This window comes from Gilliamella sp. Bif1-4, from assembly GCF_001690535.1.
In the GTDB taxonomy this organism is placed as follows: domain Bacteria; phylum Pseudomonadota; class Gammaproteobacteria; order Enterobacterales; family Orbaceae; genus Gilliamella; species Gilliamella bombi.
Genome location: NZ_LZHC01000024.1, coordinates 1 through 19,369, shown reverse-complemented (window position 1 = coordinate 19,369; position 19,369 = coordinate 1). Strand labels below are relative to the sequence as shown.

At 34.9% G+C, this 19,369-nt stretch carries 20 protein-coding genes and 1 pseudogene; 12 read left to right on the top strand and 9 right to left on the bottom strand.

Going from position 1 to position 19,369, the window contains the following annotated elements; translation table 11 throughout:
• Nucleotides 1–209: 209 nt before the first annotated feature.
• From A9G25_RS02865 to A9G25_RS13320, 4 genes are read left to right on the top strand one after another with little or no spacing between them, the layout of a single operon-like run.
• The gene (locus A9G25_RS02865) at nucleotides 210–1,058 is read left to right on the top strand and encodes a hypothetical protein (protein WP_065625656.1); all 849 of its coding nucleotides are present in this window, start codon (nucleotides 210–212) and stop codon (nucleotides 1,056–1,058) included.
• Complete coding sequence (locus tag A9G25_RS02860) at nucleotides 1,051–1,899, top strand: hypothetical protein (RefSeq protein ID WP_065625655.1); 849 nt, start codon at nucleotides 1,051–1,053, stop codon at nucleotides 1,897–1,899. The genes A9G25_RS02865 and A9G25_RS02860 overlap by 8 nt, the downstream gene beginning before the upstream one ends.
• Nucleotides 1,892–2,740 (top strand): hypothetical protein, encoded by an 849-nt coding sequence (locus A9G25_RS02855; protein WP_065625655.1) that lies wholly within the window; start codon nucleotides 1,892–1,894, stop codon nucleotides 2,738–2,740. The genes A9G25_RS02860 and A9G25_RS02855 overlap by 8 nt, the downstream gene beginning before the upstream one ends.
• 47 nt (nucleotides 2,741–2,787) lie before the next feature.
• Nucleotides 2,788–3,282, top strand: coding sequence for a contractile injection system protein, VgrG/Pvc8 family (locus A9G25_RS13320; protein ID WP_442903078.1), 495 nt, complete (start codon nucleotides 2,788–2,790; stop codon nucleotides 3,280–3,282).
• 33 nt (nucleotides 3,283–3,315) lie between these two features.
• On the opposite strand, the gene A9G25_RS02845 is transcribed toward A9G25_RS13320, so the two are convergent.
• From A9G25_RS02845 to A9G25_RS02835, 3 genes are all read right to left on the bottom strand, one after another.
• Nucleotides 3,316–3,894: an IS3 family transposase gene (locus A9G25_RS02845; protein WP_065625653.1), complete on the bottom strand. Its 579-nt coding sequence runs from the start codon at nucleotides 3,892–3,894 to the stop codon at nucleotides 3,316–3,318.
• A gap of 502 nt (nucleotides 3,895–4,396) precedes the next feature.
• Nucleotides 4,397–5,098, bottom strand: coding sequence for a response regulator (locus A9G25_RS02840; protein ID WP_065625652.1), 702 nt, complete (start codon nucleotides 5,096–5,098; stop codon nucleotides 4,397–4,399).
• A gap of 15 nt (nucleotides 5,099–5,113) precedes the next feature.
• Nucleotides 5,114–6,703 carry an ATP-binding protein gene (locus A9G25_RS02835; RefSeq protein WP_065625651.1) on the bottom strand — a complete coding sequence of 530 codons (1,590 nt, stop codon included), beginning with the start codon at nucleotides 6,701–6,703 and terminating at the stop codon, nucleotides 5,114–5,116.
• Nucleotides 6,704–6,980: 277 nt separating this feature from the next.
• Here A9G25_RS02835 and A9G25_RS02830 point away from each other — a divergent pair.
• The 7 genes and pseudogenes from A9G25_RS02830 to citX form a co-directional block, all read left to right on the top strand.
• Nucleotides 6,981–8,267 (top strand): annotated as a pseudogene (locus A9G25_RS02830) (2-hydroxycarboxylate transporter family protein); the annotation flags it as partial.
• 94 nt (nucleotides 8,268–8,361) lie between these two features.
• The gene (locus tag A9G25_RS02825; RefSeq protein ID WP_065589426.1) at nucleotides 8,362–9,201 is read left to right on the top strand and encodes a fumarylacetoacetate hydrolase family protein; all 840 of its coding nucleotides are present in this window, start codon (nucleotides 8,362–8,364) and stop codon (nucleotides 9,199–9,201) included.
• Nucleotides 9,202–9,211: 10 nt separating this feature from the next.
• Entirely contained in the window at nucleotides 9,212–10,246 is a 1,035-nt protein-coding gene (gene citC, locus A9G25_RS02820; protein WP_065561414.1) for a [citrate (pro-3S)-lyase] ligase, read from the top strand.
• 21 nt (nucleotides 10,247–10,267) lie between these two features.
• Nucleotides 10,268–10,558 carry a citrate lyase acyl carrier protein gene (gene citD / locus A9G25_RS02815; protein ID WP_065561413.1) on the top strand — a complete coding sequence of 97 codons (291 nt, stop codon included), beginning with the start codon at nucleotides 10,268–10,270 and terminating at the stop codon, nucleotides 10,556–10,558.
• Nucleotides 10,555–11,442 (top strand): citrate (pro-3S)-lyase subunit beta, encoded by an 888-nt coding sequence (citE, locus tag A9G25_RS02810; RefSeq protein ID WP_034914409.1) that lies wholly within the window; start codon nucleotides 10,555–10,557, stop codon nucleotides 11,440–11,442. Before citD ends, citE begins: the two co-directional genes overlap by 4 nt.
• Nucleotides 11,443–11,454: 12 nt before the next feature.
• A complete protein-coding gene (citF, locus tag A9G25_RS02805; protein WP_065609086.1) occupies nucleotides 11,455–12,984 on the top strand; it encodes a citrate lyase subunit alpha in 1,530 nt (509 codons plus the stop codon).
• Nucleotides 12,985–13,061: 77 nt separating this feature from the next.
• Nucleotides 13,062–13,613, top strand: coding sequence for a citrate lyase holo-[acyl-carrier protein] synthase (gene citX / locus A9G25_RS02800; RefSeq protein ID WP_176701068.1), 552 nt, complete (start codon nucleotides 13,062–13,064; stop codon nucleotides 13,611–13,613).
• Nucleotides 13,614–13,690: 77 nt separating this feature from the next.
• Here citX and metB read toward each other — a convergent pair whose 3' ends face one another.
• Nucleotides 13,691–14,857 carry a cystathionine gamma-synthase gene (gene metB, locus A9G25_RS02795; RefSeq protein ID WP_065625649.1) on the bottom strand — a complete coding sequence of 389 codons (1,167 nt, stop codon included), beginning with the start codon at nucleotides 14,855–14,857 and terminating at the stop codon, nucleotides 13,691–13,693.
• A gap of 177 nt (nucleotides 14,858–15,034) precedes the next feature.
• On the opposite strand from metB, the gene metJ reads away from it, so the two are divergent.
• Entirely contained in the window at nucleotides 15,035–15,346 is a 312-nt protein-coding gene (gene metJ / locus A9G25_RS02790) for a met regulon transcriptional regulator MetJ (protein ID WP_065625648.1), read from the top strand.
• A gap of 92 nt (nucleotides 15,347–15,438) precedes the next feature.
• Here the strand turns inward: metJ and rpmE are convergent, their stop codons facing one another.
• The 5 genes from rpmE to A9G25_RS02765 form a co-directional block, all read right to left on the bottom strand.
• Nucleotides 15,439–15,654: a 50S ribosomal protein L31 gene (rpmE, locus tag A9G25_RS02785; RefSeq protein WP_034914396.1), complete on the bottom strand. Its 216-nt coding sequence runs from the start codon at nucleotides 15,652–15,654 to the stop codon at nucleotides 15,439–15,441.
• Nucleotides 15,655–15,794: 140 nt separating this feature from the next.
• Nucleotides 15,795–16,847 (bottom strand): outer membrane-stress sensor serine endopeptidase DegS, encoded by a 1,053-nt coding sequence (gene degS, locus A9G25_RS02780; RefSeq protein WP_065625647.1) that lies wholly within the window; start codon nucleotides 16,845–16,847, stop codon nucleotides 15,795–15,797.
• 112 nt (nucleotides 16,848–16,959) lie between these two features.
• Complete coding sequence (locus A9G25_RS02775; protein WP_065625646.1) at nucleotides 16,960–18,333, bottom strand: Do family serine endopeptidase; 1,374 nt, start codon at nucleotides 18,331–18,333, stop codon at nucleotides 16,960–16,962.
• A 79-nt stretch (nucleotides 18,334–18,412) separates the two neighbouring features.
• Nucleotides 18,413–18,817, bottom strand: a complete 405-nt coding sequence (locus A9G25_RS02770) for a YhcB family protein (protein WP_065625645.1) — start codon at nucleotides 18,815–18,817, stop codon at nucleotides 18,413–18,415.
• A gap of 62 nt (nucleotides 18,818–18,879) precedes the next feature.
• Nucleotides 18,880–19,369, bottom strand: a 490-nt coding sequence (locus A9G25_RS02765) for a DUF721 domain-containing protein (protein ID WP_081297122.1), incomplete at its 5' end; no start/stop codon positions are given.

Sequence of the window (19,369 nt, the reverse complement as noted above, 5' to 3'; positions counted from 1 at the left end):
TAAAAACACATTGATTTAATTAAAGTTTTTAAATAATAACCATATCTATCGAATTCCATAACAACAAACCACCGCGTTTGAAACTGAAGTATTAAAGGATATGTTTGATATTAACAAAAATGAGTCACAAGCTAATAACAATACCAACTATACTATTGATGAAGCATTAGCATTAATTGAACAAGATATGGATGAAACAGGATTTTTAAATGGCTAAATATAGTTTATTAAAAGGCACCATCAGCCACCTGCAAATAAAGGATGACCCGAAAGAGCTACGTGCTGATAATATCGGTCTACTGGCAGTAATTGGCTTGGCAATTGTCGGCATGTTTGAGGCAATTGGGGCTTTAATCGGGGCATTAACCGCAGGCAGCGTCACACTAGAAGGCAAACGTTTTAAATGTTATGTGGGCAATCAAAAGATACAAGGGAAATTAGAGCATATAAGTTTTAAAGACGGCGATTATGTAGAAATGGTGGTAGAACAAATTGACGATAATCATTATCAATCCTATGCCACGCGCATGCCCCAATATCATGCTTTATACTTTCCAAGATCGGTCGGAGTAACGACACTACAAATGTTAAAGTATCTTACAATAGGTGTTGGCATATTTAGCTTATTTGCTTATGTAGTTTTAACAATTATGATGTATATTCAGATAAAATTAGATATTACATCGCTAATTATTTTTACTATATCAAATATTATAACGTTCCTATTTTTTTTAGTTTTATTTTTTTTATTGTTAGGAGGTCGTTATACGTTTATCAGTAATCGTATATATTCGGCTTTGGGCTACCCTAAACCTTGGCTACATGATAGTTCAAAAGAACATGCGCGCTTTAAAAAACTTAACCGCTCAGGTGATCCCGAATTATATGATGATCCACAAACTCCGGAATTTGAACGTATTAAAAAACTTGACCCTTATGCTAACTATTATTGTCGTACCCCCATTTTGCCCAATTGGGTTAAAGTAATTGATGAACGAGGTTTTACCCCAGATCAAAGCGAACAACCAATAGAAGATCAGGGTCAAACCAATGGCTAAATACAGTTTATTAAAAGGCACCGTCAGCCACCTGCAAATAAAGGATGACCCGAAAGAGCTACGTGCTGATAATATCGGCCTACTGGCAGTAATTGGCTTGGCAATTGTCGGCATGTTTGAGGCAATTGGGGCTTTAATCGGGGCATTAACCGCAGGCAGCGTCACACTAGAAGGCAAACGTTTTAAATGTTATGTGGGCAATCAAAAGATACAAGGGAAATTAGAGCATGTAAGCTTTAAGGACGGCGATTACGTAGAAATGGTAGTAGAGCAAATTGACGATAATCATTATCAATCCTATGCCGTACGCATGCCCCAATATCATGCTTTATACTTTCCGAGATCGGTAGGTGTAACGACACTACAAATGTTAAAGTATCTTACAATAGGTGTTGGCATATTTAGCTTATTTGCTTATGTAGTTTTAACAATAACAATTTATGTTCAGATAAATTTAGATATTACTTCGCTGATTATTTTCACCCTAACAGATATCATAATGTTCTTATTTTTTGTAGTTTTATTTTTTTTATTATTAGGAGGTCGTTATACATTTATCAGTAATCGTATATATTCGGCTTTGGGCTACCCTAAACCTTGGCTACATGATAGTTCAAAAGAACATGCGCGCTTTAAAAAGCTTAACCGCTCAGGTGATCCCGAATTATATGATGATCCACAAACGCCAGAATTTGAACGTATTAAAAAACTTGACCCTTATGCTAACTATTATTGTCGTACCCCCATTTTGCCCAATTGGGTTAAAGTAATTGATGAACGAGGTTTTACCCCAGATCAAAGCGAACAACCAATAGAAGATCAGGGTCAAACCAATGGCTAAATACAGTTTATTAAAAGGCACCGTCAGCCACCTGCAAATAAAGGATGACCCGAAAGAGCTACGTGCTGATAATATCGGCCTACTGGCAGTAATTGGCTTGGCAATTGTCGGCATGTTTGAGGCAATTGGGGCTTTAATCGGGGCATTAACCGCAGGCAGCGTCACACTAGAAGGCAAACGTTTTAAATGTTATGTGGGCAATCAAAAGATACAAGGGAAATTAGAGCATGTAAGCTTTAAGGACGGCGATTACGTAGAAATGGTAGTAGAGCAAATTGACGATAATCATTATCAATCCTATGCCGTACGCATGCCCCAATATCATGCTTTATACTTTCCGAGATCGGTAGGTGTAACGACACTACAAATGTTAAAGTATCTTACAATAGGTGTTGGCATATTTAGCTTATTTGCTTATGTAGTTTTAACAATAACAATTTATGTTCAGATAAATTTAGATATTACTTCGCTGATTATTTTCACCCTAACAGATATCATAATGTTCTTATTTTTTGTAGTTTTATTTTTTTTATTATTAGGAGGTCGTTATACATTTATCAGTAATCGTATATATTCGGCTTTGGGCTACCCTAAACCTTGGCTACATGATAGTTCAAAAGAACATGCGCGCTTTAAAAAGCTTAACCGCTCAGGTGATCCCGAATTATATGATGATCCACAAACGCCAGAATTTGAACGTATTAAAAAACTTGACCCTTATGCTAACTATTATTGTCGTACCCCCATTTTGCCCAATTGGGTTAAAGTAATTGATGAACGAGGTTTTACCCCAGATCAAAGCGAACAACCAATAGAAGATCAGGGTCAAACCAATGGCTAAATACAGCTTATTAAAAGGCACTGTTAGCCACCTGCAAGTGAAGGATAATCCGAAAGAGCTACGCGCTGATAATATCGGTCTACTATGGCACTGATTATCGTTATGAAGAGCACTACAAAGGTCTAAAGGATAATGGGCAAGAGAGCCAGAGTGATAGTGACAATAACGATAATAACGACAGCGGCATTGAAAGTGGTAAGTGGTATGCTCGTATTCGCCACGAACAAAAAATTAGCCAACAAGTTATTATCCGCGGTAAAAGTAACCGCTACGCCCTTGCACCGGGACAATGGATTAACCTCAACGACAGTCCACTCGCTGACATAAAGGACGGTGTGATTATTTTAAGTGTTGAAGGACAAGGTAACCGCACTGATGCTTATCAGCTTAAGTTTACCGCCATTCCTTATCAGGCATTAAAACTCTACCGCCCAGCGCCTATTAGCTGGCCCCAAGTGAGTGGCACCTTACCGGCTCGAGTGACCAGTCCAGACAATGACACGTATGGTTATATTGACACCCAAGGACGCTACCCGAGTTAAACTGGAATGGCAACACATTTTCAAACAAAAAAATTAAGGGGGTAAGTGTTTTTTAAATTCAACGGGAGGCAAGTAGCCTAGCGAAGAATGTAATCGTTTATGATTATACCAATAGGCATAAGCCGAAAAAGCGCGTTGTAACTCAGCCGTTGAGTTGAAACGTTGGCCTTTTACAAATTCCGTTTTAATTGTTTTAAATGTCGCTTCCGCTACCGCATTGTCATATGGACACCCTTTCTTGCTTAATGAATGCGTGATATTAAATGTCTTAAAACAATCCGCTAATAACCGATTATCAAACTCTTTACCGCGATCTGAATGAAATAAATCTAATTTTGATAATGGTTGTTTAATTTGGCTTAATGCCGACATAACAAGCTCTGCTGTTTTATGTTGACCAACATGGTAACCGACAATTTGCCTATCGGATAAGTTCACTAAAACACATAAATAGTTCCAACGTTGCTTAACTTGAATATACGTTAAATCCGCAACAACAATTTGTTTTTTATCACCTACATCAAATTGTCGTTGCAGGTGATTTTCTGTGGCGGTTTCATTCACTTCCGTATTGTGAGATTGATAACGTTTAACGGTGTATTTTGATACCAATTCATATTAGATCCTTTTTTAGTTGTGATAAGTTTACTTTACCTCTTAAAAAAGTTGTATGATTTAGTGTAGTCGATCCAGTAATAACCTCGCTTAGTTATCGGCATATTTTAACACCATGATCAGGCAAGTATATTAGCCTTTCGGTGTTGTTAGATTTTTTGTTCTAAAAACGTTCAGGTAAGATATTAATTTTATTTATGTTTTTAATTAAATCAGACACTTATAGCGGGATTTGATATTGTTTGGGGTAGTGGTTTTAAATATTTTTTCCTTTTGGGGAAATGATTAATATCGGTGATAACATCCGATCCAAACATCCTTGTTTGGCGTACTACCTTGCTTAGCTGTCGCATATTCTAACGCCAAAATAAGGTTGATATATTGGCATTTGGGTGCTATAAAAACCGTTTTTCCCTGTGTTACTAGTACCTACAACTGAACAAAAGCTCAAATAGGTATGTTCTCAACAATTATTATTTTATCTGAAACATATAAAAAGCTATTTCCCTAAACGTTTATATAGCCTTTCTGGTCGTCCAATTTTTCCATGATTAAGTTCTACTGTTAATAATTTGATTTGTACACAATATTCTAAATATCGCCTAGCGGTTGTTTTGCTAACATTGGCTTTTTCGACTATTTCGTCAACAGTGAGTGCTTTATCTGTTTGCATAAATAAGTCTTTGACTTTTTGTAGCGTGATTTCTTCAATTCCTTTTGAGGGGCGATTCATATCAATAAAATCTTTAGTTTGCAAATTGAAAAGTTCGTCTATTTTTCGTTGATTGACATGTTTTTGTAAACTTTGTCGATATAGAAAGAGTTCAAAACGCTCAAGTGAATGTTTTAATCGTTGATAAGAGACGGGTTTAATCAAATAATCAAAAGCACCATAACGAATCGCTTTACTACAAGTATCCATATCACTTGCAGCTGTAATAAAAATAACATAGCAATCTAGATGATTGTTGATGATGTATTCAAATAATTCAATTCCTTTGCCATCAGGTAAATAATTATCGAGTAATATTAAGGTTGGTTTTAATTTTTCTACCATTATTTTAGCTTCTTCTAGTGTTGAAGCTATTCCAATTACTTTAACCTTTGTGTCTTTTTGAATAAACTCTGCATTCAGTTCTGCTAAAATTGGCTCATCTTCAACAATAAGCACTTTGATATTATCTTCTTGAAATTGATTCATATAATTGCCTTTTTATTATTTAGGTATAAATACAGAAAAAATTGTTCCATAAGGGGTATTATCTTCAAATGTAATATAACCATTGGCCTTTTTTATATAGGTCGAAACAAGGTGTAAACCAATACCGTGTTCTTTACCTTCTTGCGATGTGACGCCAGGTTCGAAAATTGAATCGCGAATATTTTCATCAATGCCACAACCTTGATCAGTTACCTCTAATACAACTTCATTTGTTGCGTCGCTAAGATAGAGATAAATGGTTTTATCACCACGATCATTTTTTAAGCTAGCATTAAAAGCATTATCAAGCAAATTTCCTAAAATTGACATAAATTCTATTTCGGTGATAAGTGAAGGTAATGCATTTAATTGGCATGCTGGATCAAATACTAGATTTAAGCCAATTTCGTGTGCTTTTGAATATTTGCCAATTAATAAACCACATATAGCCGGCACATTAAAATGTTTGGTAATAAAGTCTAAATTACTTTGGTTATCGGCAGAATGCAATGCAATAAATGATTGCGCTTCGTCATACCGTTTCATATATATTAAACCTGATAGCGTTGCTAACCAGTTAAGATGTTCATGCCTTAATGCGCGTAAATTATCGACATATTGCGTTACTTGCGTTAATTGCATACTTAATACATTAATATCATCAAAATTACGAAAAGTAATTACCCAGCCTTGAATTTTATCATCAATAACCACTCGAACTCGGCTGGCAATAACAATCATGTTATTGAAATAGCATATATGATCGTGTATGTCTTCAGTTTGATTTTCTTTTTTGTAGATAAAGTCACTTAAGGTGATAAATTCGCTTAAATCATGTTTATGTAACTCGTCATCATTTATCTTAATATCTAACATTGTGCGAGCAGATTGATTAATATTGATAATTTTATAATTAAGATCAATGGCGATAACACCTTCAAAAATCGATTCCATGATCGACTTTTGGCTTTTTACCAGTAGTGCGATTGCTTTAGGCTCTAAATTGAACATCTGTTTTTTAATTGCTTTTGAAAAACAGTATGAAAAGATAAATAATGCTAAGAATAACAAGGAACAAAAAATGATAAACGGTATAAACTGTTTTATATGCAATGCATAAATACCATCAATCATATAGCCGACCGAGACTATACCAATAATCTTACCGTTTTCAATAATTGGAGCTTTCCCCCTTAATGCTAGACCAAGAGAACCCTCACTAACGGTGATACTACTATTACCGTTAAGAACCTCTTGATTATCCCCTCCTACCATGGGGGAATGTAAAGGGCTATTGGCTGTATGAAATAAGCGGTTAGCATTAGCATCGCCAATAACAATATAGCTGGCATCACTTTGTTTAAATATATCTGTGATTAAATTTGCTATTTTATTTGTGTCTTTGTCTTTGACATATTCAATTAAACTTGGTAAAACAGATAACTCTTTTGCTTGAATTTGCGCTTTTTCGCCCAAACTTCGATACAAATTTGTTTCAGTTGTGTTCCAAATATAGCTTTGTAATAGCGCAAGAACAATCAACGAAAAAAACAAAAGCGATAAAAAAAGTTTTGTGGTAAACGATAAGTGGATTTTCTTTCGCATTTTTGTATTTTCTTTTTAAATTAAGTTCAAATAAGTGTATCACAGCATAAAAAAACATATATCCTTTAAAACCATAAAAACCACAGTTAATTTATGATTTATATCACAAAAATTTCATTAATTTTTTGTAAATATACCCGCCAACAATTTTGAATAAATCAACTTATTTTGGAGAAAAAAATTAATGGTGAATTTTAACTCATCTGAGAAAAACATTAATGGAAAAGAATCAACGGGTAAGACTGTTACAGAAAATCTAACTGGTTGGCCATATAATTGGTGGCGTCTGATGGATAACTACAAAATTGGTGTTATCCCACTTCCATTATTTATTATCGCAGGTATCCTTATTTTCACTGAAGTATTAGTAACAGGTAAATTACCTAGCGAAATCGTTGTAATGGTAGTTACTTGTGCTTTTTTTGGTTTTCTATGTGGTGAGATTGGTAAACGTTTGCCGATCGTTGGGAAAATGGGAGCTGCAGCAATTTGTGCAACCTTTATTCCTTCTGCATTAGATTATTATGGTATTCTTCCTGAACCAGTCGTTGTTGCAACAAAAAAATTCTATAAAGATACACATATTCTTTATTTATATATCTGTTGTATCATCGTGGGTAGTATTATGAATATGGATAAGAAAACACTTATCCAAGGATTCTTAAAAATCTTCGGCCCAATGGTATGTGGTGAAATCGTTGGTATGCTTGTTGGTGTCGGCGTTGGTTATTTACTTGGTTTAACACCATTTGAAACATTCTTCTTCTTAGTATTACCTATTATGGCTGGTGGTGTTGGTGAAGGTGCGATTCCACTTTCAATCGGATACGCTTCAATCTTAGGTATGGAGCAAGGTGAAGCGCTTGGTCGTGTGTTACCAATCGTAATGTTAGGTGGTTTAACTGGTATTATTTGTGGTGGTATTTTAAATCGTATCGGTAAAGCTTATCCACACTTAACTGGTAACGGTCGACTATTACCAGCAGATGATGAAATTGCTGATAAAAAAGCAGCAAAAACCGAATCTATTATTGATGTAACTACATTCGCTTCAGGTGTATTATTAGCCGCTATCCTTTATATGGTTGGTATGATTGGTCACAAATTGACTGGTATTCCAGCGCCAGTAGGAATGCTATTTGCCGCAGTTTTTGTTAAATTAGTGTCTGGCGTTTCACCTAAAGTATTAAGTGGTTCACAAGTTGTTTATAAATTCTTCCAAACGTCTGTTACCTATCCAATTTTATTTGCGGTAGGTGTAGCAATTACACCATGGAATAAAATCGTTGCAGCATTCACTGTGACAAATTTAATTGTTATTGTTTGTACAGTTGTTAGTTTGGTTACTACTGGTTTCTTTGTTGCTAAAAAACTTGGTATGTATCCTGTCGATGCTGCTGTTATTTCTTGTTGTCAAAGTGGTCAAGGTGGAACGGGTGATGTGGCAATCTTAACTGCCGCAGAACGTATGGAACTTATGCCATTTGCACAAATTGCAACTCGTATTGGTGGTGCAATCAATGTATCAATATCATTACTTATTCTCGGCAATTTCTTAGTATAGATTTTACATATTAAGTAACAACCTTGGTTTATACTAAGGTTGTTCATTTTTATTTAATATTTACAATTAACAAAATAGCTTTTAAGGAGTTTTCATGAAGCTTGTCAGTTATCTTGTCTCTGGTAGAGCAAGTTTTGGTCTTCTTACTCACAACGGTATTGTTGATTTAAAGCAAAAATTAGGTGATAAATATGCCGATTTAAAATCACTACTTGCCGATAAAGAAGGACTATCTATTGCCAAAACCTACCTTAATGCCCCAAGTGACATTGATGAACAAGACATTACTTATTTACCCGTTATTCCAAATCCAAATAAAATCTTGTGTGTTGGTATGAACTATGCCGAAAAACGAGCAGAATTTAATGAAACCAGTTCAGCACCAACGCTTTTTGTTCGTTTCCCTGATTCTCAAACAGGTCATAAAACCAACATTATTAAACCAGCTATTACTAATGAGTTGGATTATGAAGGAGAATTAGCTATTATTATAGGTAAAGCTGGTTTTCGCATTAAGCAAGAAGATGCGTTATCATATGTAGCTGGCTATAGCTGTTATATGGATGGATCTATTCGCGACTGGCAATATACTTGGTTTACCGCAGGTAAAAACTGGCCTAGCACTGGTGCTTTCGGTCCATGTATTACAACAAGCGATGAAATTCCTGATCCAAAAGTATTATCTTTAACTACTTATTTAAATGGCGAGCAAATGCAACATGATTCAGTTAAAAATCTTGTGCATACTGTGCCTGAATTAATTTCTTATATTAGTACTTTTACACGTTTATCTCCAGGTGATGTTATTCTTACTGGATCACCAGGTGGAGTTGGTAAAAAACGTAATCCTCCAGTATTTATGAAAGATGGCGATACAATTGAAGTCGAAATTACAGGAATTGGTCGACTAACTAATTATGTAGTAGCTGAATAGAGGTAAATTTATGTACGATTTAGTTGATTATGCCGTTGTTGATATTTCTAAAGCAGAACAAGATTATAAAGAAGTTAAACAGTTGCTATCTCGATCTGATCTTGATCTGGATTCACAAGTTACTGTTTTTATGGTAGCTAAAATCAATGAACAAATTATTGCTTGTGCAGGTATTGATCGCAATATTATTAAATGTGTTGCTATTGATCCTAATTATCGTGGCAATCAACTAAATCTAACCTTGATGGATCATGCAATAAAATATGCCAATGAAAACGGCTATTTCCATCTTTTTTTGTATACAAAACCTGAAAATATAGATTTTTTTAAAGGATGTGGGTTTTATCCTATTGTTGAAATAACAGATCTTGTTGTCCTAATGGAAAACAATCCAGTTGGAATAAGGCAATATTGTAAACAACTAAGCACGCAACAAAAAGAAGGGAGCAAAATTGGTAGCATTGTTATGAATGCTAATCCTTTCACTAAAGGCCATCAATATCTTATTCAATATGCTGCAAGTCAATGTGATTGGTTGCATGTTTTTGTCGTCAATGAAAATGCATCGTTATTTTCATTTGATACACGTTTGAAGTTAGTTAAAGATGGCACTAAACAGATAAAAAATGTTACAGTGCATGCAAGTTCGCCTTATATTATTTCAAGAGCAACATTTCCAACTTATTTTCTCAAAGATAAGACAAAAATTGATCAAGCCTATATGGGTATCGATCTGCTTATATTCCGAAATTATATTGCTCCAGCACTTAATATTAATTATCGATTTGTTGGAACTGAACCCTATGACGAAGTAACTAAGGCTTATAATGAAGCAATGTCTTATTGGCTTGAAGATAAAGCAGTTAGTAACCACTCAGCAATTACTTTTGTTGAAGTTCAACGAATAACCGAAGGTGATACTATTGTATCAGCTTCATTAGTAAGAAAATTATTGGCATCAGGGCAATATGAAGAGGTAAAAAAACTAGTTCCATCTACGACATGGGATTACCTTTCAGCTAATTTGGATAAATTTAAAATTTAATACGTTTTAAAAGGTAAAAAAATGAAAATACAAAAAGAAGCCATGGCCGGGACTCTTGAATCTAGCGATTTGTTAGTCAAAGTCATGCCAAACACGGGAATTGAAATTGTTATTAATAGTGATGTTAATAAACAATTTGGCGATCAAATCCGTGCGGTTGTTGATCAAACTTTAAATGAGCTTAATGTAACCGACGGTTTAATCATTATTGATGATAAAGGTGCACTTGATTGCGCTATTAAAGCTAGAGTTCAATGTGCAGTTTTACGTGGCGCAGAAGAAGAAAACTTAGATTGGAGTAAATTACTATGAAAAAATTACGTCGAAGTATGCTATTTCTTCCAGGTGCAAACGCCGCTATGTTATCAACTTCGTTTGTTTATAAGCCTGATTCAATCATGTTCGATCTTGAAGATGCCGTTTCAATTAAGGAAAAAGATTCAGCACGTTTATTAGTTGCACAAACTTTACTTCTTCCTGTTTATAAAGAGCACGGGATTGAAACAGTAGTACGAATCAACGCACTTGATACTCCATTTGGTCTAAAAGACCTTGAAGCAGTTGTACGAGCGGGTGTTGATGTAGTACGTTTACCTATGACTAACTGTGCTGAAGATATTCATGAATTAGAAGCTCATGTTGAAAGAATCGAAAAAGAGTGTGGGCGTGAAGTTGGTAGCACTAAATTAATGGCTGCAATCGAATCTGCTCAAGGTGTTGTTAATGCCGTTTCTATCGCTAAATCTTCTCCACGTTTAATTGGTATTGCGCTAGCTGCATTTGACTATCTTGTTGATATGCAAACTGAGCGTGGCGATGGTACAGAATTATTCTATGCTCGCTGTGCAGTATTGCATGCAGCACGTGTGGCTAAAATTGATGCTTTTGACGTTGTTTACTCTAATGTTAATGATGATGAAGGTTTCTTGAAAGAAGTCAGCTTAATCAAAAAATTAGGTTACAACGGCAAATCGCTCATTAATCCTAGACAAATTGACCTGCTCCACAATGCTTATGCTCCAACAGCAGCTGAAGTTGAACATGCTCAAAAAGTGGTTGAAGCAGCAGAAGAAGGAGAAAGAAAAGGCCTTGGCGTTATTTCTCTAAATGGCAAAATGATTGATGCACCGATTATTGCTCGAGCTAGAAAAGTTATCGAGTTGGCTAAGTATTCTGGCGTACGTAAAGAAATTTGATAGGATTGAAAAATGACTACTTCTATAAACAAAAAAATTGATGATTTGCTTAAACAGCACCCTGATCTCAAGAATATTAAGCCTTTTGTTGATGCTAACGCAACAACACCATATTTAAAAGATGAGTCTAAATATACGCGTAAATTGTGTGATTCTATTGAGCAAGCAATTAAAAAATGTGAATTGCGTGATGGTATGACTATCTCTTTTCACCATGCATTTCGTGAAGGCGATAAGGTTATCAACAAAGTTGTTGAGACTATCAGTAATTTAGGCATTAAAAATTTGACGCTAGCTTCAAGTTCTTTATTAAGCTGTAACTCAGCGTTAATTCCTCATATCGAATCTGGTGTAATTACTAAAATTTATACCTCTGGTTTACGTGGTAAATTAGCCGATGCGATTTCTCACGGTTTAATGGAAAACCCAGTCCATATCCATTCTCACGGTGGACGTGTAAAACTAATCCAAAGTGGTGAAATTAACATTGATATCGCATTTTTAGCTGTATCAACCGCTGATGAACAAGGCAACGCTAATGGTGTATCAGGAAAATCACAATGTGGTGCTCTAGGTTATGCTATGGTTGATGCGCAATTTGCTAAAAAAGTTGTACTATTAACTGAGGATATTGTTGGATATCCTAACCATCCAGCAAGTATTCGCCAAGATCAAGTCGATTATATTGTTAAAGTTGATGAAGTGGGTGACCCAACTAAAATTAGTGTGGGTGCAGCGCGTATCACTAGCAATCCACGCGAGCTGATGATCGCTCGTTATGCTGCAGATGTTATTGAACACTCTGGTTATTTTAAAGATGGTTTTTCAATCCAAACTGGTTCTGGTGCATCGTCAACTGCAGCAACTCGTTTCCTTGAAAATCGCATGCGTGCGAAAAATATCACGGCATCATTTGCTTTAGGTGGTATTACAGCAAGTATTGTTGATCTTCACGAAAAAGGATTAGTTAAACGTTTATTAGATACTCAAAGTTTTGACGGCACTGCGGGACAATCTTTAGGTAAAAATAAAGATCATATCGAAGTTTCAACTAATGTTTATGCAAATCCTGCCTCAAAAGGTGCAAGTGTTGATGAGCTTGATATTGTTATTTTAAGTGCGTTAGAAATCGACCTTAATTACAATGTTAATGTATTAACTGGTTCTGACGGTGTAATGCGCGGAGCTTCTGGTGGTCACTGTGATACGGCTGCTGGTGCAAACTTAACAATTGTTGTTGCGCCACTCATTCGTAGCCGTATTCCAACAGTAATTAAAAAGGTAACAACATTAGTTACTCCTGGTGAGAGCGTTGATGTGCTAGTCACTGACCATGGTATTGCTGTTAACCCTAATCGTCCAGAAATTGCTGAACGTTTAAAAGCTGCTAATTTACCAATTATGAGCATTGAAGAGCTTTATCAACGTGCTGTGTCTTTAACTGGTGAACCAAAACCAATCGAATTTAATGATAAAATCGTTGGTATCGTACATTTCCGCGATGGTTCAGTTATTGATGTTGTGCGTCAAGTTAAAGATTAATTTTAATCTTTATTAATATAGTAATAGCTTGCCATGTAAAAGTGTCATGCTATTACTTTTTCTATCCGATGAAAAAAATGCAAATTAAATTTGATGATGGCACTCCTATTACCCTTGAGCAAATGCTACTAGCCAAGGAAAAGCGAGTTGAAAACCAAAAGCATGCAATGACATGCTATAAATATCCAATCATATCATTAAGCATAGTTATTCCTGGTCCTATAAAAAACAGTAGCGGAGCTCGTTATCTTTTTGACGAAGCTATCAAAGCTTTACATTTCTGTTTTTTACAAAATGATATAACAATAATCAATGAAGATCATTTCCATTACATTACTGGTTCAGAAGCAATCATAGCAATTAAATGTTCGGCTAAAACCCTTAAAAAATATTGTATTGAAGTCGAAAATAATCACCCCTTAGGGCGTTTGTGGGATATTGATGTTATTGACATTGTTACACAAAATAGCCTGTCACGTTCACAATTCGAAAATCAACCAAGACAATGTTTGGTCTGCAATGAAGAGGCAAAAATTTGTGGTAGAGCTAAACGGCATTCAATTGATGAAATTTTTACCGCGATAAAAAAGAAAATAGAAAATTTCAGAAAGAATAAAACTTCACTTTAATAAAAGTGCAAATAATGGGTTGATGAAATAACCTTACAGCATTATATCATCAATCCTTTTTTAATCTAAAAATTCAATTAGATTGTTTCAAGTGCTTGCTGTAAATCAGCCAGTAAATCAGTAATATCTTCTAAACCAACTGAAATACGTAATAGCTGATCTGAAATACCCGCTGTTTTTCGTGCTTCTGCACTAATACCTGAATGTGTCATTGTTGCTGGGTGGCAGACAAGACTTTCAACGCCACCAAGTGATTGAGCTAATGTAATAATTTTAAGCGCTTTTAAAAACTTAGGCATTACATCGGCATTTCCAACCAGTTCAAAACTTAGTAACGAGCCAAACCCCTTTTGTTGTTCTTTAGCAATATCATGCCCAAGATTAGATGGTAAAGAGGGATGAAATACTTTTGCAATTTTTGGGTGATTAACAAGAAACTCAACAACTTTTTGGGCATTTTCTTGTTGCAAATTAACTCGAGCAGCAAGAGTTCGTAATCCTCGTAATAAAAGATAACTATCAAATGATGAAGTAAGCGTACCAATATTGTTGGCCCACCATAAAACATCTGTAGCAAGCTGTTGGTCTTTGAAAACTAAAATTCCCGCTAATAAATCCGAATGTCCATTTAAAAATTTGGTACAAGAATGGCTAACTATATCAGCACCAAGCTCCAACGGTTTTTGTAAAATCGGTGTCATAAACGTATTATCGACTAAAACCAAAGCACCAACATCATGTGCTTGTTGGGCTATTTTTTTGATATCAACAACACGAAGTAATGGGTTACTTGGTGTTTCAATCAATACTAATTTAGGATGTAAATTAAGTGCTTCTTGTAAGGCTATTGAATCAGATTGATCAACAAATTTCACTTTAAAATAGCCTTTTTGGCTTAGACTATTAAAAAGTCGATAGCTACCACCATAACAATCATGAGGAGCAATAACTAAGTCATTTGGCGCTAATAAAGCAACACTGATAAGGTGAATTGCTGACATACCACAGTTTGTTAAGATAGCATCGGCACCACCTTCTAATTTTGCAACAGTTTCTTCTACTAATCGCCGACTAGGATTCGCTTTTCGGGCATAATCAAACTTTCTTGGTTTTGCAAATTCTTCATAACGATAACAAGTAGATGGTGTAATAACAGGTACGACACTACCATATTGCTCATCAGTATTAATCCCACCACGAACAGCTATTGTTCCTTGGCTTAACTTGTTGGTTTGACTAACCATAATAACATTCCTCTAAATAATACTTTGCTTACTTCCAAAACAGATTGTATAAGAATAACACATTCAATAAGGACGTCAACATGTCTAGACGTCTAACTATCTTGATGTGTAGATTGCAGAGAAATAAAAAAAACGTTAGAATTGCCCACATTATTTGTGATGTAATTTGGTGACAAGATGATGGAATGGAATGGCGAATATATAAGCCCTTATGCTGAACATGGTAAAAAAAGCGAGCAAGTAAAAAAAATTACAGTATCAATTCCGTTGAAAGTTTTAAAAATATTGACTGATGAGCGTACTCGCCGACAAGTTAATAATTTACGTCACGCAACAAATAGTGAATTATTGTGTGAAGCCTTTCTTCATGCTTATACCGGTCAACCTTTACCTTGTGACGATGATTTACAAAAAGATCGTGAAGACGGTATTCCTAAGCAAGCTAAAAAGATAATGCAGGATTTAGGTATTAACCCCGATTTTGATTGATTATTAACTAAAAGACTAATTTTGGAAAAACAAAAGGCGCATTATGCGCCTTTTTAACTATTATTAATCTTGGAATATGGTTTTTTGGAAAATTATTTTTTACCGCCAACCATAGCAAAGCGTTGTTTGAACTTATCTACACGTCCACCAGTTGCAACATCACGTTGTTTACCGGTATAGAATGGGTGACATTCACCACATACGTCAAGATGAATATCATGACCAACAGTAGAATGAGTTTTAATAACGTTACCACAAGAACAAGTTGCTGTAATTGCAGTATATTCTGGATGAATACCTTCTTTCATAATAAGCCTCTTAAGTTTTTCGTATCGCTATATAAATGGCCATAAAAGCAAAATCTATACACCATACAAGTGTAAAAAAACATGATAAGACCGCAGATTATACGGCCAATAGTCGTGTTAATCAAGAAATAAAAGAACAATTAAACAGGTAATTGACCGATTGTTATTTGCAGTTCAATCTTTTCACCATTTCGCTGAACTATAATGGGGATAATTGTACCAGGTTTCAACTCGGCTATTTGATCCATTGTTTCAACAATGGATTTAACTGGTTTATTATCTACCATAATCAGAATATCATTAGCCTGTATTCCTGCTTGTAATGAAGGGCCTTCCGCTCTGGTGACTAAAATACCTAACACCACTGGCATATCACTTGGGTTTTGAGTTGGTGCAAATTCTAATCCATCAATACCTATATATCCTCTAATAACTTTTCCATCGCGAATTAATTTATTCATGATTTTAACTGCTAATGCAGTTGGGATAGCAAATCCGATTCCTTCAGGAATGTCATTTCCTAGATTTTTTGCAAAGGTAAGAGTATTAATTCCCATTAATTCACCTTTGCTATTTACTAGCGCTCCGCCTGAATTGCCATGATTTATTGGTGCATCAGTTTGAATAAAATTTTGCCTTCTGTATGGGCTCAATCCATCACGACCTGTAGCACTGATAATACCTTGTGTAATAGTTTGCCCTATATTGTAAGGGTTTCCTATGGCTAATACGACATCACCAATTTTAGGTTCGCGTTGAGGATTTATCAATATAGTGGGGATATTTGAAGCCTCTATTTTTAATACCGCTAGATCAACAAGTTTATCTGAGCCTACAGATAAAGCTTCAAATATTCGTCCATCTTGCAATGCGACGATAATTTGTTCTGCATCTTCAATTACATGATAATTAGTAACAATATACCCATTCCCATTCATAATTACTCCAGAACCGAGCGGAGTTATTGGACTATCTTGTGATTCCTGAGAAAAAGAATTAATTGAGCGACTATAAATATTAACTACTGCAGGAGCCGCAGTTTTAACGGCACTAGAAAAACTTAATGGATCATCATGAAAAATTGAGGTTGGAAAATTTGATTGGTTTCCTTTTTGTAAAGAAGGAAAAATAATCAATAACACAATAGCTAAAACCGTTCCAATTAATATTGGCCATAAAATTTTTTTGAGCATTAGTTTCAGGATTGTAATGGGAAGAATAATGAAGATTTTAACACATCTATATAAAGGTTAAAATTAAAGTTTTCGTCGATGCTAAAGCATCGACGATATAAAAAGTGACTGATTATCGTAAAATTAAATATAAACGACTATCACCACGAATAATATTTAACGCAATTACTGATGGATGACTATCAATAATTTTTCGAAGATCTGCAATATTAGTTACTCGTTCTTTATTAACTCCAGTAATAAGATCTCCCTCTTGCAAACTAAGTCGAGACGCAGGCGAATTTTTAGCAATACTTCCTATTAAAACACCTTTTTGGCCTTTAATTTCGCCATTGCTAAGCGTTGCTCCATCAAGAGCAGAATGTAGTGATTTTGCATCAGTTGTTGTCTCATCGCTATTTTTTAGTTTTACATCAACAGATATTGTTTTACCATCTCGAATTAAACCTAGCTTAACAGTTCGCCCTGCCCCAGTTGTCGCAATTTTTGCACGTAGTTCAGCAAAACTATCGACTGGTTTACCATCCATCGAAACAATAATATCGCCAGATTTAATTCCTGCTGCTTGTGCGGCTGAATTCTCAATAACTTCACTAACAAAAGCACCTTTTTGAACATCAACATCAAACGCTTTTGCTATATCCGATGTCAATTCATTACCTTTGATACCAAGCACACCACGTTTTACTTCACCAAATTCTATAAGCTGAGAAGTTAAACTTTTTACCATGTTACTAGGAATTGCAAATCCTATCCCTACATTACCACCACTTGGAGCAATAATTGCGGTATTTATACCAACAAGCTCACCATTTAAATTCACAAGTGCTCCACCAGAGTTACCTTGGTTAATTGAAGCATCTGTTTGAATAAAGTTTTCAAAACCATTCATATTAAGTCCACTACGAGCTAAAGCTGAAATAATCCCTGAAGTAACAGTTTGACCAATGCCAAATGGATTACCAATAGCAACAGCGTAATCACCAACACGTAAATTATCAGAATCTGCTAATTTAATAGCTGTTAACTTTTTGGCATCATCGATTTTAAGTAATGCTATATCACTTTGTGGATCCTTACCGATTAGTTTTGCTTTAAATTCATGCCCATCGTTTAGAGCAACCGTAATTTTATCAGCACCATCAATAACATGATTATTCGTAACAACATAGCCCTTTTCGGCATCAATAATCACACCAGAACCTAAACCTGTAAACGCTCTCGATTGGCTATCTGGATAACCAAAAAAACGCCTAAATTCTTCTGGCATATTATTTTGCATTTGAGCTGTTCCCTCAACTTTAATACTAACAACTGATGGTAATACAGTTTCAAGCATGGGCGCCAAACTTGGCAGTTGAGTATTATTATCGGTTGAGGCAGGAGGAAAAGCAGCATAAGTATTCGGAAGTACAGATAAACTTATTCCTAAACTTAACGCTAAAATACTTAATAATTTTTTTTTTCGTTTTAATGAATTAATCATCTTAGAACTCTCGCTTTTACAAAAATTTACACTCTATAAAATTGCTTGGATATTAAGTAACAGAGAATAAAATCATAGGTTAAGATTTATTTTCATCCGTTTTAAATAAGCCTGAAGAATCATCGGAATAATCTCTAGGCTGCTTATCAAGCGTAACTTCTTTTTTTTCGTTAGAATCTGTGTTTGAATCAAAATCTAAAGACTGAATCTTACCACTATCCATAAATTGACTAGAGTTTTCAGCCATATGTTGATAAAGACGACGAAAATCTTTAGCCATATTATCCAATATTTCTGCACTATGTGAAAAATGTTTAGCTATCATTTGTTTTTGCGCTATTAGTTCATCTTTTGTTTGATCTAACTCTTGTTTAACTTTGGCATATTTACGTGCCTTAGGGCTAATAACACTAATAAAAATGAAACAAATAATAAAACCAATCACGAACCCGATTATAAGATAAGTAAGCATACCTTTATCCATTATTCACTCCTTATATCTTTAAGATATATAATTTTATAAAATTGAAGACTAACTATCAGTGCTTATTTTGCATGGTTAGCAAGTTTTATCAATTGTTTTTTTAACTTGTCTGGTGCATTTTCTGCTAATGCAGATAGAAACATTGCGCTTTTTTGTGTCATCACGCTTGAAGCTAAAGATAACTTATCACTTTGATAATTGCTCTGTGACCACCTCACCGAAATATCTGGATTAATCTGATATTGAATAGAAGATAAGGAGGGTAAAATATTTTTTCGTATTTCAGATATTAAATTGCTTTGTTCATATTTCAATCTAGTTAACCAACAAGCTGAACTAACCTCTAAAATCAACACACCTTGACGATAGTTAGCAACTCGGCATTGTTGATTCAATGGTGAAGGCAATAAATCATAAACGACTTTAGCTAAAGAGCATAATGCATTAGTTCTATCTTGAATCTTAGACAGAGAAGAGGCTTGTGTCAAAATTGAGGTCAACATTTGTGGTTCGTTATAACGCATAATTATGCCTTTTATTAAAAATAATAAT

Bases quoted from the DNA above. Each gene is read 5' to 3' on its own strand.
- rpmE (WP_034914396.1), bottom strand. From the start codon at position 15,654: ATGAAAGAAGGTATTCATCCAGAATATACTGCAATTACAGCAACTTGT.
- A9G25_RS02770 (WP_065625645.1), bottom strand. From the start codon at position 18,817: ATGGATAAAGGTATGCTTACTTATCTTATAATCGGGTTCGTGATTGGT.
- A9G25_RS02775 (WP_065625646.1), bottom strand. From the start codon at position 18,333: ATGATTAATTCATTAAAACGAAAAAAAAAATTATTAAGTATTTTAGCG.
- A9G25_RS02865 (WP_065625656.1), top strand. From the start codon at position 210: ATGGCTAAATATAGTTTATTAAAAGGCACCATCAGCCACCTGCAAATA.
- A9G25_RS02840 (WP_065625652.1), bottom strand. From the start codon at position 5,098: ATGAATCAATTTCAAGAAGATAATATCAAAGTGCTTATTGTTGAAGAT.
- citC (WP_065561414.1), top strand. From the start codon at position 9,212: ATGTACGATTTAGTTGATTATGCCGTTGTTGATATTTCTAAAGCAGAA.
- A9G25_RS02855 (WP_065625655.1), top strand. From the start codon at position 1,892: ATGGCTAAATACAGTTTATTAAAAGGCACCGTCAGCCACCTGCAAATA.
- A9G25_RS02825 (WP_065589426.1), top strand. From the start codon at position 8,362: ATGAAGCTTGTCAGTTATCTTGTCTCTGGTAGAGCAAGTTTTGGTCTT.
- metB (WP_065625649.1), bottom strand. From the start codon at position 14,857: ATGGTTAGTCAAACCAACAAGTTAAGCCAAGGAACAATAGCTGTTCGT.
- degS (WP_065625647.1), bottom strand. From the start codon at position 16,847: ATGCTCAAAAAAATTTTATGGCCAATATTAATTGGAACGGTTTTAGCT.
- citF (WP_065609086.1), top strand. From the start codon at position 11,455: ATGACTACTTCTATAAACAAAAAAATTGATGATTTGCTTAAACAGCAC.
- citE (WP_034914409.1), top strand. From the start codon at position 10,555: ATGAAAAAATTACGTCGAAGTATGCTATTTCTTCCAGGTGCAAACGCC.
- A9G25_RS02835 (WP_065625651.1), bottom strand. From the start codon at position 6,703: ATGCGAAAGAAAATCCACTTATCGTTTACCACAAAACTTTTTTTATCG.
- metJ (WP_065625648.1), top strand. From the start codon at position 15,035: ATGATGGAATGGAATGGCGAATATATAAGCCCTTATGCTGAACATGGT.
- citX (WP_176701068.1), top strand. From the start codon at position 13,062: ATGCAAATTAAATTTGATGATGGCACTCCTATTACCCTTGAGCAAATG.
- citD (WP_065561413.1), top strand. From the start codon at position 10,268: ATGAAAATACAAAAAGAAGCCATGGCCGGGACTCTTGAATCTAGCGAT.
- A9G25_RS02860 (WP_065625655.1), top strand. From the start codon at position 1,051: ATGGCTAAATACAGTTTATTAAAAGGCACCGTCAGCCACCTGCAAATA.